The sequence below is a fragment of the Streptomyces sp. 63XJN7_1_ISO-PGPR-S23-121 genome (assembly GCF_056173025.1).
In genome coordinates this window covers 2,550,876-2,564,956 of record NZ_CM149653.1, presented here as the reverse complement: position 1 = coordinate 2,564,956, position 14,081 = coordinate 2,550,876, and the positions used below count along the sequence as shown (strand labels likewise).

Below are 14,081 nucleotides of genomic sequence, written 5' to 3'. Positions count from 1 at the left end.
TGAGGCGCCAACCGCATCGTGCGCGTCGGCGTAGCTGGTCTCATGACGAAGCTGCACCGGAACGTTCCGGTGCAGCTTCGTCCCATAGGCCCGGGCAGAGGTTCCCCCCCCCCCCCCCCCCCCCCAGGGTGTTGCCCAGCGGGTGTGGCTCTATCACCGACGCCCCTATAACGCAGGGGTGCGGGAAGCTGGTCTGACCAGGTTGAAGACCTCGCGGGCTGCGTATCGCTTGAGGCATCGGATGATCTCACGTCGGGTCTTGCCCTCCTGGGTGCGGCGTTCGTAGTACTCCTGGGTGCGTGGGTCGTGACGCAGGCGGGTGAAGACGATGCGGTGCAGGGCGGCGTTGGCCTGCCGGTCGCCGCCGTGGTTGAGCCGACGCGTGCTCCGCCGGCCGGAGGAGTACTCGATGGGGCTGACTCCGCAAAGGGCAGCAAAGGACGCCTCGGTGTTGAGCCGCTCAGGGTTGTCCCCCATGGTGATCAGCAGGGTGACGGCGCTGTCCGGACCGATGCCCACCGGTACGAGCAGTTGCGGCGCGTGGCGTTCGACGAGCCGGGTCAGTCGCTGGTTCAGCTCATTGATCTGTCCGGTGAGCTGCTCGATGCGTTCGGCGAGCATGCGTAATGTCATGTGGGTGGCTTGGGCCACCGCGTCCTCGTCTCCCCCACCACCGTCGTGCGGGCCGAGGCGCGCACAGGTGCGGAACAGCTCGGCGTTGCCGAGGCTCGACATGCGTTCCCGCAGGGCGGGGTCGGCGATGACCAGGACGGCCTTGAGCTGGTTGATCGCCTGGGTGCGGGCCTTGACCGCGGAGTCCTTGGCGAGTTTGTAGATCCGGGCGCTGTGCACGGGTCCGTCGCCGGATTTGGCCTGGGCCCGGGCGCGAGCGCTGAGCACGGCTCGCGCTGCGGCCTGCGCATCGAGCGGGTCCGACTTACCGAGCAACCGGCGGGCCGACCGGTCGGGCCGGTTGACTTCGAACACCTGGATCTGCTGAGCAAGCAGATAACGGGACAGGCCCGCACCGAAGGTGCCCGTGCCCTCCACGCCGGCCCGGCGCACCGTCCCCCGTTTGCGGGCCCAGACAAGCAGTTGTCGGTAGCCGGCCGCCGTCGCGGGAAAGGACTCGGTTCCCAGGACCTTCCCGAGCGGGGAGATCACGGCGGCGACATGCACCTCGCCGTGCGTGTCCACGCCCAGGACGACCTCGCGCCGAACGAGAGGATCCGTGCTCGAGGAGGTGCTGCATTGTCGGGTCTTCATGGTGGTCGGCCTCCCACGTGATGACGTGCTGGCTGGGTGGATGGCACCGGCCTGCTCGGGCGGTCTGAACCGTGATGGCGCCTGATCGTGGCAAGGCCCCTATTGGGACACGCCCTGTGGCTCGGCGGCAGGCAGCATCCCGCAACGGCAGTCGACAGGTCCGTGACTGGACACTTCGGTCATAGATCTCACGAGTCAGACCCCGTCCGGGATGGCGCTGCACAACCGTCCCATCGAACCCGGCACAGCGGCATGACTCGATCATTGCCGGATGGCTTCGCCCGAACCGATGCTCAATCTGATTAGGTGGATTGACAAGACGTTTCCTTTCGTCCACTCCTGACCGATATTGACGGGGGGGGCGTCACGCAAGGAGGTGGTAACCTCGTCGGCTACGGCAGCGGCTCCACTCCGTGATCAGCACCCCGATGGGGCCCATTCACCGCAAGGGGGCTGTGGAGTACCGGGTCGCTCCGCTGGGGAAAAACATGCGCCCGCCCGTCGATGTCCTCCTGGACTGGGTACGGACGTACATGCCCCAGATCGAGGAGGCACGGGAGTCCTTCGACGCCAGGTGAGATGCGGAGCGGGAAGGCCGCCCGCGCTTCGCGACACGTTTCTGCCCTCATCGGCGAGGCGTGATCCTTCGGACGAACCCGCCGGGTCCGTCATTAGAACGTCTGCTCTGTCCTGCCCTTGCTCGCGCAGTCACCCGGCGCGAGCGGGCCCGCGACGTCCCTGGTGGTGGCCGGCGGGCTCGGCGTCCAGCGCCAGGAGGACAGAATCGCCGCGGTCGACGCACTGCTGCTGTTGGCGGCACGCAAGAAGCTGGATCCCGGTGCGCTCGCCACCGACCTCGGTGCGCTGATGCTCATCGGGATCGTCACTCCGAGCCGCCTGGCGGACTCCCTGGGAACGGCCGCGTCCACCAGCGCGTACCGCACCGTCTGGACCGTACTGCGTGACGCACTGCCACCGCTCCTGTCCAAAGACCTCTCCCCCGCCGAGTCCCGTGGCCTCGGCGAACTGCTCACCGTGGTCGCCGAGTGCGCCGAACGCATCGGAGCCCAGGGCGAGATACCGGGACTCGACCCGATAGCCGACCGGCGGGGCAGCTCACGGCTGGTGAGCCAGGCCCGTCGCCTACGCGCAGCACGTGCCGGCGCGTAGGTCCGAAGAGGCGCATCCGCCCGGGGGATCCTGCTGCAGGGCCACGTGGTGTGGCAGGGACGGTCCGATGCCGCCCGGCTCGAGCGGGAGGTGATCGGCCTCGGCGGCACGGAGTGCGGCCGAGGCCGGCGCCAGGACCTCCGAGCGCGACAACTCCTGTCGCTCGGGCAGCGGTCATGCCGAGTCGGTCGAGGGCGACGACGGCCGGGTGAGTCGGGCTGCGTTCGCCGTGGGCCCGTACCGCCGCGATCGACGAGCTCGGCCATCTTCGTTCTCAGCGGTTCCAGTTTCCCGCGCACCGTCACCTCCAGGCCGAGCTGGTCCCCTGCGTGGGCGGGGCCCCACACGCGCGCCGTTCTTCTCTCGCACGGTTGGGTGTCAAGTGCGCAGGTGAGACGCGCCGTTGAGGTCGACGATGGTTCCCGAGGCCCATGCCGCGGCCGGGGAGGCGAGGAAATGCACCGTGGCGGCGACCTCCTCCGGGGTGCCGACGCGCCCGAAAGGGCTCTCCGCGCGAAGACGTTCGCCTTCCGGGCCGGACAACTTCCCCGTCTGCCGTTCGGTGGCCACGAACCCGGGCGCGACGGAGGTGACCGCGATGCCGTGCGGAGCCAGGGCCACAGCCAGTGACTGACCGAGGGCGTGCAGGGCGGCCTTGGTGGCCCCGTAGGCGGGGAAATCGGGTTCGCCCCGGAACGCGCCGCGCGAGCCGATGTTCACGATCGCCCCGCCGGTGCCCCGGTCGACGAGGTGGTGGGCTGTGGCCCAGCACAAGTCGGCCGCGCCCAGCAGGTTGACGTCGACCATCCGCCGCCAGACCTGCTGCCAGTGCTCCAGCAAGGTCTCGGCGATGGGGTGCCGGGTGTCCGCCGCGGGTGCCAGGGCCGCGTTGTTCACCAGCACGTCCACGGCACCGAGCGCGGCCACCGCCTCGGCCACGGTCCGCTCGGCCGCACCTGGCTCGCCCAGGTCGGCCTGCAGCAGCGTGTGCCCGGTGCCGGGAAGCTCGCGCACCGTCCGTTCGGCGTCCGCACGGCGACCGGCGTACTGCACCGCGACACGGTCACCGCCAGCGGCGAAGGCCCTCGCGACGGCGCGGCCGATGCCCCGCGATCCACCGGTGACGAGCACGCCCCTCATCGGGCGAACACCATCGACTCGTCACGGAAGGACTTGAACTCCAGGGCGTTGCCCGCGGGGTCGCGGAAGAACATGGTCCACTGTTCGCCGGGTTCGCCGGGAAAGCGGCGATGCGGTTCGATGTCGAAGCGCACCCCCGCGGCTCGCAACCGCTCGGCGAACTGGTGGAAGGACTGTTCGGGCAGCAGGAGACCGTAGTGCGGGATCGGCACCCGGTGCTGTCCCACCACGCTGGTACCCGCCGGCTGCGGCACGGTCGGTACCAGGTGGGTCACCAACTGGTGGCCTTCGAGATTCCAGTCCACCCAGTGATCGGCGCTGCGCCCCTCGGGCAGACCCAGCACCTGTCCGTAGAAGCCGCGGGCGGCGACCAGGTCGTCGACCGGGACTGCCAGGTGGAAGGCGGGTCGGTGTGGCATCGGGGTCCCCTCTGGTGGAGTCGGCGGCCAGGGCAGCCTGACCCACCCGATGTCTTAATGTCAACATTAGGACAAGAGTCGGCTGGAAGTCCGGGGCGAGTCGCCTGGCCGGTCTGGTGGTTCCGATTGTCCGGATGTCAACATGGCGGCATGTCATCTGCACTGCCGAAGGCCGCCCGGCGCGGGCTGGCCGACGAAGCCGCCGACCTGGTGCGCGCCGCGATCTTCTCGGGTCACTTTCCGCCCGGAGCCCCACTGCGCGAAGTGGAGTTGGCCGAACGCCTCGGGGTCAGCCGTGGCTCGGTCCGGGAAGGACTGGCCCAGCTGGAGCACGAGGGGTTGGTGCGTGGCGGCTGGCACCGCGGCACCACCGTCATCAGGGTGACGGCCGAGGACGCGCAGGAGGTCTACGCGCTGCGGGCCGCGTTGGACCGCCTGGCCGCGACCACCGCGCGGCGAGCCGCGACCGCGGAGCAGCTGTCCGCGCTGGATCGGCTGGTGGCCGAGATGACGGCCGAGATCGCCGAGGGCGGTGACGCCCCCCGGCTGGTGGCGCTGGACATCGCCTTCCACGACCAGATCTACGCCGCGGCCGGGAACGGCAGGCTCACCTCCGCCTGGAAGGCGATCCGCTCTCAGGTGCACCTGTTCCAGTTGCGCCGCGTCGACGTGGCCTATGACCACTACCGCGCACGCGTGGTCGACGAGCATCGCGAGCTGGCCGCTCTCCTGCGCTCCGGCGACATCCGGACGCTGGCCCGCCGGGCCGAAGAGCATGTGGAATCCGCGCGGCGCAGTCTGCTGGCCGGTCTGCCGACCGCACCGTGACGTCAGGCACCACGTCAGGCACCGAGGCGTCCAGCCGTACCTGAGCGTGCCCGTATGCGCCAGGCAGCCGGAAAGCGGCGAGTGGCTGTGGGTGGGCTCCGGTTCCGGTTCCGGTTCGTCACCACGTCGTACCGGCTCGGATCTCCCGGCGCAGGGCGGACCGGCCAGGCAGACGCATGCCAAGACAGTGCTGAGGAGTCGCGGCGCTTCACCTGCGACGGGTGGGAAGCACTCGGCCTGTGCCGCCCTCGGAGAGCAAGGCCGTCGTCGACTCGGACAGGGGTGTGACTGTCCAGGGTGTGCTGTTCCCAGGGTAAGCGCACCCTCCCTCGCCCCTACGGCAGTGCGTCGCGCCGCTCTAGCCTCGACGTATGGACAGAGAGAAGGAGTGCGTCGACAACACGCTGGGAGGTTTCCTCCGGGCGCGGCGCGCCCGCCTGCGCCCCTGCGACGTGGGGATTCCCACCTCCGGTCGTCGCAGGGTGCCCGGTCTGCGACGTGAGGAGGTGGCCGCGCTCGCGGGGGTGAGTTCCGACTACTACACGCGTCTCGAACAGGGCCGCGAGCGGCATCCGTCCCGACAGATCCTCGAGGCCGTGGGGCGGGCACTGCAGCTGGACGGCGAAGCGATGGCCCACCTGCACCGCGTGGCCGGCCCGACCACCCGCCGGACACGCCGAGCACCGCGCGTGGAACGAGTCGCCCCGCACCTCAGGCGTCTCCTCGACACGTGGCGTGACACGCCTGCCTTCGTCATGAGCCCCGTACTGGACATCCTGGCCCGTAACCGGCTCGCGAGCGTTCTTCACGCCGACTTCACTCACAGTGACAACTTGTTGCGCATGACGTTCCTGGACCCGGTCGCGCGGCGGTTTCACCGGGACTGGGACCGTGCGGCCGAGTCGACGGTGGCCACATTGCGCCGTGCGGCCGGCATCGATCCCGAGGATCCGCGCCTGAGCCAGGTCGTAGGTGAGCTGTCCCTGAGAAGTGCGGACTTCTCCACGCTGTGGGCGCGGCATGACGTGCGCGCCAAGACGCGGGAGGCGAAACGCTTCCACCATGCTCAGGTCGGTGACCTGGAACTGCACTTCGAGTCCTTCACCGTCAACAGCGCCCCTACGCAGCAGCTCGTCGTCTACCAGGCCGAACCAGGCACGGCGTCCGCCGACGCACTGTCCCTGCTCGGCTCCCTCAGTGCCGGCGCAGTGGCCGAGGAGCCAGCGGCCAGCGCCGCGCTCGACTGAGTCGCCGCCGTTCGGGCCGGGTCCACCGGCCAGGCCCGCACGAGAGGGACGAAGGGCGGGCCGGCCTCTCCGTTAGGTTGGAACAATGAGCGACACCACTCCCTTGGGAGACTTTCTGAGAGCACGGCGCGAAGCCCTGAAACCGCTGGACGTGGGGCTTCCGGAGCACGGGCGCCGGCGGGTGCCGGGGCTGCGCCGTGAGGAGGTCGCCATGCTCGCCGGGGTGAGCGCCGACTACTACATGCGCCTGGAACAGGGACGGGAGTCCAGCCCGTCCCCGCAGGTGATCGACGCGGTCGCCGCCGCCCTGCGCCTCAGTGACGAGGCGCACGACCATCTGCGCAGGCTCACCAGGGCGCCCCAGGAACGTCGCGGTGTTCCGGCCGGCGACGACAGGGTCCACCCCCACCTTCTGCGGCTGATCGACGGCTGGCCCGACACCCCCGCCTTCGTTCTGGGCCCGGCCCTGGACATCCTGGCGCGCAATGCGCTCGCCGCGGCCCTGCACAGCGGATTCCAACGGTTCGACAACCTGGCTCGCATGGTCTTCCTCGACCCGGCGGGACGTGCCTTCTACAGGGACTGGGACGACTCCGCCCACTCGTGCGTGGCCGAACTGCGTGCGGCCTTCGGACACGACCCCGAGTCCCCGCGGATCACCGAGGTCGTCGACACGCTCCGCGGGAGGAGTCCCGAGTTCGCCGGGCTGTGGGCACGGCACGAGGTCAGGAGCAAGACGCAGCAGGAGAAGTACCTGTCGCATCCCGAGGTGGGTGCTCTGGAGATCCAGTTCTCGGCCTTCACCGTCGGGGGAGCCCCGCATCAGCAGCTGGTCGTCTACCAGGCAGAGCCGGCGAGCGCCACCGCGGCCGCCTTCGCCGTGCTCCGGTCCGGTGCCGACGGAGAGGCACCGGTGGAGATGGTGCGGGAGGTGTCGCTGTCGTTCGACGGCAGCTGACTGTGGTGTGAGCCCGCTCGTGGAGGGGCCCTGAACGAGAAGGAGGGCCCGTCGGCCGGCGACGGGCCCTCGCTGTGACAGCGGGCATGTCAGAGCCTGTGAGGCCGACGGTGCCCCACACCGTCGGCCGCCCGCTCTCGGAGTCGCAGCCCGAAGCCGACGGCCCGACGGGAGTCCAGGAGGGGGTCCTCAGCCGCGCGACCCCGTACCGTCCCGCCGGATGCGGTGATCGCCCTCACGGTAGAGCACCAGATGCTCATGGAAGAGAACCCCGTCACGAACGTCCCCCGTGGCGGTGAAGCCGGTGTCGTCGACGTAGTCGATGTGGTTGCCGCTGACGGTGTACCGGCCGGTGTAGGCACTCCGGCGCCGTCCGCGGGCCTCGTCGTAGCGGCCGTTCGGCAGTAGTTCCTGGCGGATGAATCCGTCCGCGGTCACCCACATCCCGACGTACGGGTGCGGAGCGCGAGGCGTGTCGTTGCTGGTCATGGCCTCACTCTCGGGCCCGTCACGGGAAGTGGCCAGGCCGCCGTACCCCCGGGTACGGGCTTCCTGGGAGCCGTGCACCCAGAATGCGGGCCGGAACGCAGCGGGAGTGCCGTGCCGGGACGGACCGACGTCTCGGACGCGGTGCACCGGGCCTGTGCCGGACTCGCCATCTCTTCGCCGGCCATCGTGCCGGCTCCCCCGCCGCTCTCCTCCGGCCGGGCATGGGTGGGTGCCGTGCACCCGGGTGCACGGCGGCCTGGTTCCGCTTCTCCGGCCGGACGAACCTGGTGGTCGTGCGGCTGCCGTGACGCCGAGCAGCCGCGACCCGCCCGTGAGGAAGCCCGCTTCGTTCGCCGGGCGGACCGAAGAGCCGAACCCCTGAGGAAAACGATGACCACCAACGACACCCACGCCCACACCGGCGCCCTGAGCTGGCACCCGGAGGCGCTCGACGAGATCCTCTCGAACGACGGGGGCCGCCCCGTCCTGTTCACCAACGCCCGGATCGTGACGATGGACCCGCTGATCGGGACCATGACCGGTGCCGACATCCTGTTCGTCGGCGACCTGATCGTCGGCGTCGGCCCCGGCATCATCACCGCGGCACAGGACGACAACGCCATCGTCGTCGACTGCACAGGCACGACCATCGTCCCCGCCGTCGTGGACACCGTCGCCCTGGCCGGCGGCCGCGGCCGGCGCTCGGAGTACGTCGCGACGCTGACGCCCGGCAACAACACCGACTTCCTGGTGGTACCCGACGCACTCGCCGCCGACGTGCCGAGCGCGGTGGCCACCCTCATGTCCCGCCCGGAGCAGGTCCGCGCACTGGTCGCGGCCGGCCGTCCCGTCCGGTGGTCGGGCACCGAAATCCCCGGCGGGCCCACAACCCCCCAGGCCGGTATCCCCGCCGCTCCGGACCTGACCGGCAGCCCGCGGCTCGGCGTCTGGATCGACCGGCAGGACTTCCTGCACCAGGAACTCACCGCGGACGGCCGTTACGACGAGACACGGGGCGGCCGCCCCCACGCCTACCAGGGGCGGTTCTGGATCGACGGCGACCGCATCGACTACCTGGACGACCTCGGCTTCTGGGCCTACGGAGAGTTCAAGGGCGACGAGCTGCACCACGCGGGCTACGTCATGAAGCTGGGCTGAACCGCCCGGCCGGCAACGGCCGAGCCGCCCGCACACACGGCGACAACACCGGGTCCGGACCGTGCCTCCGCAGCCTTTCGGTCCTGGACGCACGACGCCCGGGTGAACGGCGCCCTGGCTGCCGGGGCCGGCCCCGCCAGAACCGGAAACCGGGCTGCCGGGCGTTCCCGGCAGCCCTCCCCCTCCCCGAAGTACTGAAAGCAGCTCTTTCCATGACCCACGTCAACGGCACCGCCGCCACGGCCGCCCTCGAACAGCTCCGCCGTCGCCCCGCGGAAGAACGGCGCATCCTGTTCACCGGCGCGACCGTCGTCACCATGGACGCCGACCTCGGTGTCCTGCCCAACGCCGACCTGCTCGTCGAGGGCGACACCATCACCGCCGTCGGTCCCGGTCTCGAGGCCGGTGACGCCGTGGTCGTCGACGCCACCGGCACCGTCCTCAGCCCCGGCTTCGTCGACACCCACCGGCACGCCTGGGAGGCCCAGCTGCGCCGGATCATGCCGGACGTCGACGACCTCGGCGCCTACGTCATGTCCACCCTGGCCGGCTACGCCACCGTCTACCGGCCCCAGGACATGTACACCGGCACGAAGCTCGCCGCCCTCACCGCGATCGACAGCGGCATCACCACCATGCTCGACTTCTCCCACAACTCCCGCACCCCCGAACACTCCGACGCCGCCGTCGAGGCCCTCCGCGACACCGGCATCCGCGGTGTACACGCCTCCATGGGCCCGCACTTCGGTGACTGGGACAAGCAGTGGCCCGGCGACCTGACACGCCTCAGGGAGAAGTACTTCCACAGTGACGACCAGCTGCTGACCCTGCGCCTGGCGACGCTCGCCACCGACGAGATCGCCGGCCCGGCCCTCGCCTACGGCCCCGAACTCGCCCGCGTCGCCAAGGACCTGGGCATCGGGGTGAGCGTGGACGCGGTCTTCGGGACAGCCTCCTCCGAGGTGATCCTGAACTGGGCGAAGGACGGCATCCTCGGCAGCGACGTCACCCTGATCCACGCCACCGGACTGAGCCCCGAAGCATGGAAGGCGATGGGGGAAAGCGGCACCACCGTGGCCCTCGCCCCCACCTCCGACGCACAGATCGGCCTGGAGACCGCGATCCCCGCCGTCGACGAGGCTTTGTCCGTCGGCATCCGTCCCGGACTGAGCATCGACGTCGAAGTCGCCCTGGCCAGCGACATGTTCACCCAGATGCGGGCCCTGCACGCCATCCAGCGGATGCGGGCCGTCAACGCCGCCCACGGCACCGGCCGGCAGCCGGTCCGCATCACCACCCACGACGTCCTGGACTTCGCCACCCTCCAGGGTGCCCGCACCAACGGCCTCGCCGACGTCACCGGCTCACTCACCCCCGGCAAGAAGGCCGACCTGCTGGTCATCCAGGCCGAGGACCTCAACAACATGCCGCTCAACGACCCGATCGGCACCCTCGTACTGGGCTCCGACGCCCGCAACATCAGCACCGTCCTCATCAACGGCGAGCCCCGCAAGTGGGACGGACAGGTCCTCGACGTCGACCTGCCCGCCCTGCGTCGCGAGGTCCACGCCTCGCGCGAGTACGTGCTGAACACCCACGCAGCCTGATCATCCCGTGACCGCCCCCGGCCGGCCCCTCGCCGGCCGGGGGCGACCCGGTCCCCGGCGCCTGCCATCGGCCGGTCATGCCGCACACGGGGCCACCAGACGTTCTTTCGGAGTCCCCATGCCCCACCCCACCAGCGCACTCGATCACACAACCGGGAGCGGAACGCCCGATCGGCCACCAGGCTGGGCCCCGGCCGCCAGGACCACAGCACTGCTCACCACGCTGGGCATGCTGATGGTCGGTCAGATGTACACCGTCCTGGCACTACTGCACCCCATGGCCACCGAGTTCGGCACCACACCCGGTCAGGTCACGTGGACGGCGACGGCGTTCGGTTTCGCCTACGCAGCCGGGTTCCTCTTCGCCGGCCCGCTCTGCGACCGCTACGGACCACGCGCCGTGATCACCGTGGGGCTCGCGGCCGCCACGGCGTCCACCGCGGCGGTCAGCGCGGTCTCCGACCTTCCCACCGCCGTCGTGCTGCGCAGCCTGCAGGGACTGACCGCAGCGACCTTCGCCCCCGCCGCGCTCTCCTACGTCGTCCGGCACATCGCGCCTCGACACCGCGGCACCTCCCTCACCTGCATCACCAGTGGCATGCTCGCCGCCGCCGTCGTTGTTCAGGTCGGTGCGCAGGCCATTGCGGCCGGAATCGGCTGGCGTGCGGTCTTCTGGATCAGTGCCGTGCTGATGGCCCTGAACCTGTTCCCGGTGCGCCGGGTCCTGCGACCCACTCCGCGTGGAGGCACCGACGGCGGACTGCTGCAGGCGTTCGCGGCGATGCCGCGGCTGCTGCGACAGCCGCGGCTGGGCGCCTTGTGCCTGTCCACCGTCGCCCTGATGACGGCTTTCGTCTCCCTCTACACGGCGGTGGCCATCGCGGGCCCACCGGCCGTCACCGGCGATGCCACCGCGATCCTCGCCCTGCGGGCCAGCGCGCTCCCCGCCCTGATCGCCGTACCCCTGCTGGTCCCCGTGCTCGGGCGGCTGCCCGCGCCCCTGCGCGCGGCCCTCGCCTTCACTCTGGCCTCTCTCACCGTCGCCACCGGTTCCTTCCTCGGCGGTCACACGGCGCTGCTCGCCCTGGCCCTGCTGCTGTTCGTGGCCGCCGTCGCGGTAGCGGCGCCCGCGGTCGTCGAAACCATCAACGCCAACGCCCCGCAGGCACGTGGTGCGGCGGTCGCCCTCTACGGGTGCAGCATGTTCATCGGCGCCAGCCTGGGCCCACAGCTCGCCGGTGCGCTCACGGGACTCGGCTTCGACGGCATCCTGCTCGTCGTCGCCGGGGTGCTCCTTCTGGGCGCCTCCCTGATCCTGCCGGCCATGCGCCACTCCACCCCGTGACCCCCGCCATCGGCCCGGCACACAACGCATCGGCCCCCCGCAAGGACCTCCCCCGACAGCCGTACGCCGACCGCTGCTCCCCCGGCGTACCACGGGCCGGCCCGCGAGAGCCGGAACCGCCGCCGGCCGAACGCGCCGGGCTCGGCAGCGGAGTCCGTCCGGTGCGGATGCCGGTCATCGAGGCGCATCGGACGGAGCAGACGCGTTGTCCGGACGGGCAGCGGAAACGGTCTGCCGGAACCCTGGGGCGACAACCTCCGGCCCGGTCCCCTCCTCACCGCTGATCAGAGACCCTTCCGTCACGAGACCGTCGTCCCTGGCACGATGGGCAGTCTCCGGACCCTCCGCCTCACCGGACCGGATACCGCCCTTGGACGGTGCCCTCGGGGCCCGAACCCGGTGGTACCGCACCCAGCCGGGCCTCCGTCCGAGCCCCGGCTGTCATCGGCACCGATGTAGTGGTCGGACCGTCGCGTCGCACGGGATGGTCAACGGTGAGCGGACACTGTCCGCGCTGTGCCATCCGCCCCCAACCGTTCAGCGCCTACGGAACCTCGGCAGGGGCGCGCCCACAGCACGAGGAGCACCGGGGCGGGTGGGACGTCGTGGCCGCCGGGGGACCGCGCCGGGCTCCAGGCGGCCCGGTCCCTGAGCCGTGCGGGCGGCGACCCGCCGGACGCAGACCTTGGTGATCCGTCGGGCCTGGGCCGGGCGGGCCCACGGCACCGTCCACGCTGGGGGGCAGCGGACCTGCCCGCCGCGGGGGACGGTGGCTCAGGGAAGCGGCAGGGACGCCGACGTCACGAGCAGACGGTGTCGTTCGCCGGGACCGTCCCGTCGAGCAGATACGCGTCGACCAGCTCGGTCAGGCAGTCGTTGACGGCGTAGGTGCCGTGCCCCTCGCCGTCCACGGTGAGGTGGACGCCGACCTTCTCTCCCAGTTCGTCCGCCATCTTCTTGGCACCCTCGTAGGGAGTGGCCGGATCACCGGTGTTGCCGATGACGAGGACTGGGTTCGCGCCGTCGGCCGACACCTCGACGGTGGGTGCGTGGCCGTCAGCGGGCCAGCCGGTGCACTGGAACAGCCCCCAGGCCATCCAGTCGCCGAACACCGAAGATGCCGTGCGGAATCGGGGCAGGTGACGGTGTACGTCCTCAAGGGTGAAGCGGTCCTTGTAGTCCGCGCAGTTCACCGCGGTGTTGGCTGCGTTGATGTTGGCGTATCCGTCGTCGTCGATCCGTTCGTTGAGGAGGTCGGAGAGCAGCAGCAGTGCGCTGCCGTCGCCGTCCATGGCGGCGGCCAGTCCGCCCCTGAGCAGCAGCCAGCTCTCCTGGTCGTAGAGGGCGGCGGCGATGCCGTTGAGGGCGTGGCTCTGAGTCAGGGGACGCCCGAACTCCGTGGGCAGGGGGTCGGTGTCCAGGCGCTCGAGCAGCGCGATGATGTCCTTCTCGCCCTGCTGCGGGTTCGTGCCTTCGAAGAAGCAGGAGTCCTGCCGTGCGCAGTCCTCCAGGAAGTTGCGCAGTGCGCCCTGGAACCCCTTCGCCTGGCCGAGGGCACCGTTCAGGGCGTCCTCGGTGGGGTCGACCACGGCGTCGAAGACGAAGCGCCCGACACGCTTCGGGAAGAGATGTGCGTAGACGCCGCCGAGCTGTGTGCCGTAGGAGATGCCGAAGTAGTTGAGTTTCTCGTCACCCAGGACGTGGCGCATCAGGTCGAGGTCACGTGCCGCCTCCTGGGTGCCGACGTGATCCAGCACCGCGCCCGACTCGCTCTGGCAGGCCCGGGCGAACGCGCGTACCCCACGCTCGCGGGCCTTCTCCTCCGTGGCGTCGTCAGGGGTGGCGTCCGCGGCCAGCCAGGCGTCCATGGCCTTCGTGTCCAGACAGTGCACGCCGGCACTGTCCCCAACCCCGCGAGGGTCGAAACTGACCAGGTCATAGCGCTTGTGAAGCGTCATGTACTCGTCGCCGGCGGCGAGGGGGAGGGTGAGCACCCCGGAGCCGCCGGGGCCGCCGAAGTTGAAGACCAGGGACCCGAGGCGCTTCTCGCCGGAGTCCGGGGACGCCTTCGCCCGGATCAGGGCCAGATCGATGGTTTCGCCGTCGGGGTCCGCGTAGTCCAGCGGAGCCTTCATGGTGCTGCACTGCCACGTCGTTCCGTCCGGCAGCTTCTCGGGCCTGTCTCCGCCGCCCTGGGCCGTGGACGGAGCGGAACACGCGCTCCACTTCAGTTCCTGCTCGCTGAGAGCGGTGGGCACCGCGGGTATCGCGGCATCGCCGCGAGCGTCGTCGGCGGTCTCGGGGTTGCAGGCTGTCACCGCGGTGGCCGCCAGCACGGCGAGCGACGCCAGGGCGACAGCGGTCCGGGACATGCGAGGTTGTGCGGGCATGCTTGTGCCGGTCTCCAGTTGGTGTGGGTGATACGGGCGCAGTGGACGGCCGCTCACACGAAGT

General features: G+C 70.6%; 12 protein-coding genes. 7 read left to right on the top strand and 5 right to left on the bottom strand.

Annotated elements, in window-relative coordinates; translation table 11 throughout:
• Window positions 1-165: 165 nt before the first annotated feature.
• The gene (locus tag AC0VYN_RS11120; protein ID WP_356558462.1) at window positions 166-1,266 is read right to left on the bottom strand and encodes an IS110 family RNA-guided transposase; all 1,101 of its coding nucleotides are present in this window, start codon (window positions 1,264-1,266) and stop codon (window positions 166-168) included.
• Window positions 1,267-1,962: 696 nt separating this feature from the next.
• Between AC0VYN_RS11120 and AC0VYN_RS11115 the strand changes: the two genes are divergently transcribed.
• On the top strand, window positions 1,963-2,436 hold the full coding sequence (locus AC0VYN_RS11115) for a hypothetical protein (RefSeq protein WP_397629779.1): 474 nt from the start codon (window positions 1,963-1,965) through the stop codon (window positions 2,434-2,436).
• Window positions 2,437-2,814: 378 nt separating this feature from the next.
• Here the strand turns inward: AC0VYN_RS11115 and AC0VYN_RS11110 are convergent, their stop codons facing one another.
• Window positions 2,815-3,576, bottom strand: a complete 762-nt coding sequence (locus AC0VYN_RS11110; protein WP_359752674.1) for an SDR family NAD(P)-dependent oxidoreductase — start codon at window positions 3,574-3,576, stop codon at window positions 2,815-2,817.
• Window positions 3,573-3,995 carry a VOC family protein gene (locus AC0VYN_RS11105; protein WP_055469143.1) on the bottom strand — a complete coding sequence of 141 codons (423 nt, stop codon included), beginning with the start codon at window positions 3,993-3,995 and terminating at the stop codon, window positions 3,573-3,575. Before AC0VYN_RS11105 ends, AC0VYN_RS11110 begins: the two co-directional genes overlap by 4 nt.
• A 150-nt stretch (window positions 3,996-4,145) precedes the next feature.
• On the opposite strand from AC0VYN_RS11105, the gene AC0VYN_RS11100 reads away from it, so the two are divergent.
• From AC0VYN_RS11100 to AC0VYN_RS11090, 3 genes are all read left to right on the top strand, one after another.
• Window positions 4,146-4,823, top strand: a complete 678-nt coding sequence (locus tag AC0VYN_RS11100; RefSeq protein WP_359752676.1) for a GntR family transcriptional regulator — start codon at window positions 4,146-4,148, stop codon at window positions 4,821-4,823.
• A 371-nt stretch (window positions 4,824-5,194) separates the two neighbouring features.
• Window positions 5,195-6,070 carry a helix-turn-helix transcriptional regulator gene (locus AC0VYN_RS11095; RefSeq protein ID WP_359752678.1) on the top strand — a complete coding sequence of 292 codons (876 nt, stop codon included), beginning with the start codon at window positions 5,195-5,197 and terminating at the stop codon, window positions 6,068-6,070.
• 85 nt (window positions 6,071-6,155) lie between these two features.
• Window positions 6,156-7,028, top strand: coding sequence for a helix-turn-helix transcriptional regulator (locus AC0VYN_RS11090; RefSeq protein WP_190097636.1), 873 nt, complete (start codon window positions 6,156-6,158; stop codon window positions 7,026-7,028).
• A 189-nt stretch (window positions 7,029-7,217) separates the two neighbouring features.
• Here AC0VYN_RS11090 and AC0VYN_RS11085 read toward each other — a convergent pair whose 3' ends face one another.
• Entirely contained in the window at window positions 7,218-7,517 is a 300-nt protein-coding gene (locus AC0VYN_RS11085) for an Atu4866 domain-containing protein (RefSeq protein ID WP_190097637.1), read from the bottom strand.
• Window positions 7,518-7,907: 390 nt separating this feature from the next.
• On the opposite strand from AC0VYN_RS11085, the gene AC0VYN_RS11080 reads away from it, so the two are divergent.
• The 3 genes from AC0VYN_RS11080 (at window position 7,908) to AC0VYN_RS11070 (ending at window position 11,627) form a co-directional block, all read left to right on the top strand.
• Window positions 7,908-8,675 carry an Atu4866 domain-containing protein gene (locus AC0VYN_RS11080; protein ID WP_345594217.1) on the top strand — a complete coding sequence of 256 codons (768 nt, stop codon included), beginning with the start codon at window positions 7,908-7,910 and terminating at the stop codon, window positions 8,673-8,675.
• 212 nt (window positions 8,676-8,887) lie between these two features.
• On the top strand, window positions 8,888-10,282 hold the full coding sequence (locus tag AC0VYN_RS11075; protein WP_475535832.1) for an amidohydrolase family protein: 1,395 nt from the start codon (window positions 8,888-8,890) through the stop codon (window positions 10,280-10,282).
• Between the two features lie 229 nt (window positions 10,283-10,511).
• Window positions 10,512-11,627 (top strand): MFS transporter, encoded by a 1,116-nt coding sequence (locus AC0VYN_RS11070; RefSeq protein WP_475535831.1) that lies wholly within the window; start codon window positions 10,512-10,514, stop codon window positions 11,625-11,627.
• Window positions 11,628-12,427: 800 nt separating this feature from the next.
• On the opposite strand, the gene AC0VYN_RS11065 is transcribed toward AC0VYN_RS11070, so the two are convergent.
• On the bottom strand, window positions 12,428-14,017 hold the full coding sequence (locus AC0VYN_RS11065) for an alpha/beta hydrolase (RefSeq protein WP_475535830.1): 1,590 nt from the start codon (window positions 14,015-14,017) through the stop codon (window positions 12,428-12,430).
• Between the last annotated feature and the right edge of the window lie 64 nt (window positions 14,018-14,081).

Bases quoted from the DNA above. Each gene is read 5' to 3' on its own strand.
- AC0VYN_RS11120 (WP_356558462.1), bottom strand. From the start codon at position 1,266: ATGAAGACCCGACAATGCAGCACCTCCTCGAGCACGGATCCTCTCGTT.
- AC0VYN_RS11110 (WP_359752674.1), bottom strand. From the start codon at position 3,576: ATGAGGGGCGTGCTCGTCACCGGTGGATCGCGGGGCATCGGCCGCGCC.
- AC0VYN_RS11105 (WP_055469143.1), bottom strand. From the start codon at position 3,995: ATGCCACACCGACCCGCCTTCCACCTGGCAGTCCCGGTCGACGACCTG.
- AC0VYN_RS11100 (WP_359752676.1), top strand. From the start codon at position 4,146: ATGTCATCTGCACTGCCGAAGGCCGCCCGGCGCGGGCTGGCCGACGAA.
- AC0VYN_RS11095 (WP_359752678.1), top strand. From the start codon at position 5,195: ATGGACAGAGAGAAGGAGTGCGTCGACAACACGCTGGGAGGTTTCCTC.
- AC0VYN_RS11090 (WP_190097636.1), top strand. From the start codon at position 6,156: ATGAGCGACACCACTCCCTTGGGAGACTTTCTGAGAGCACGGCGCGAA.
- AC0VYN_RS11085 (WP_190097637.1), bottom strand. From the start codon at position 7,517: ATGACCAGCAACGACACGCCTCGCGCTCCGCACCCGTACGTCGGGATG.
- AC0VYN_RS11080 (WP_345594217.1), top strand. From the start codon at position 7,908: ATGACCACCAACGACACCCACGCCCACACCGGCGCCCTGAGCTGGCAC.
- AC0VYN_RS11075 (WP_475535832.1), top strand. From the start codon at position 8,888: ATGACCCACGTCAACGGCACCGCCGCCACGGCCGCCCTCGAACAGCTC.
- AC0VYN_RS11070 (WP_475535831.1), top strand. From the start codon at position 10,512: ATGCTGATGGTCGGTCAGATGTACACCGTCCTGGCACTACTGCACCCC.
- AC0VYN_RS11065 (WP_475535830.1), bottom strand. From the start codon at position 14,017: ATGCCCGCACAACCTCGCATGTCCCGGACCGCTGTCGCCCTGGCGTCG.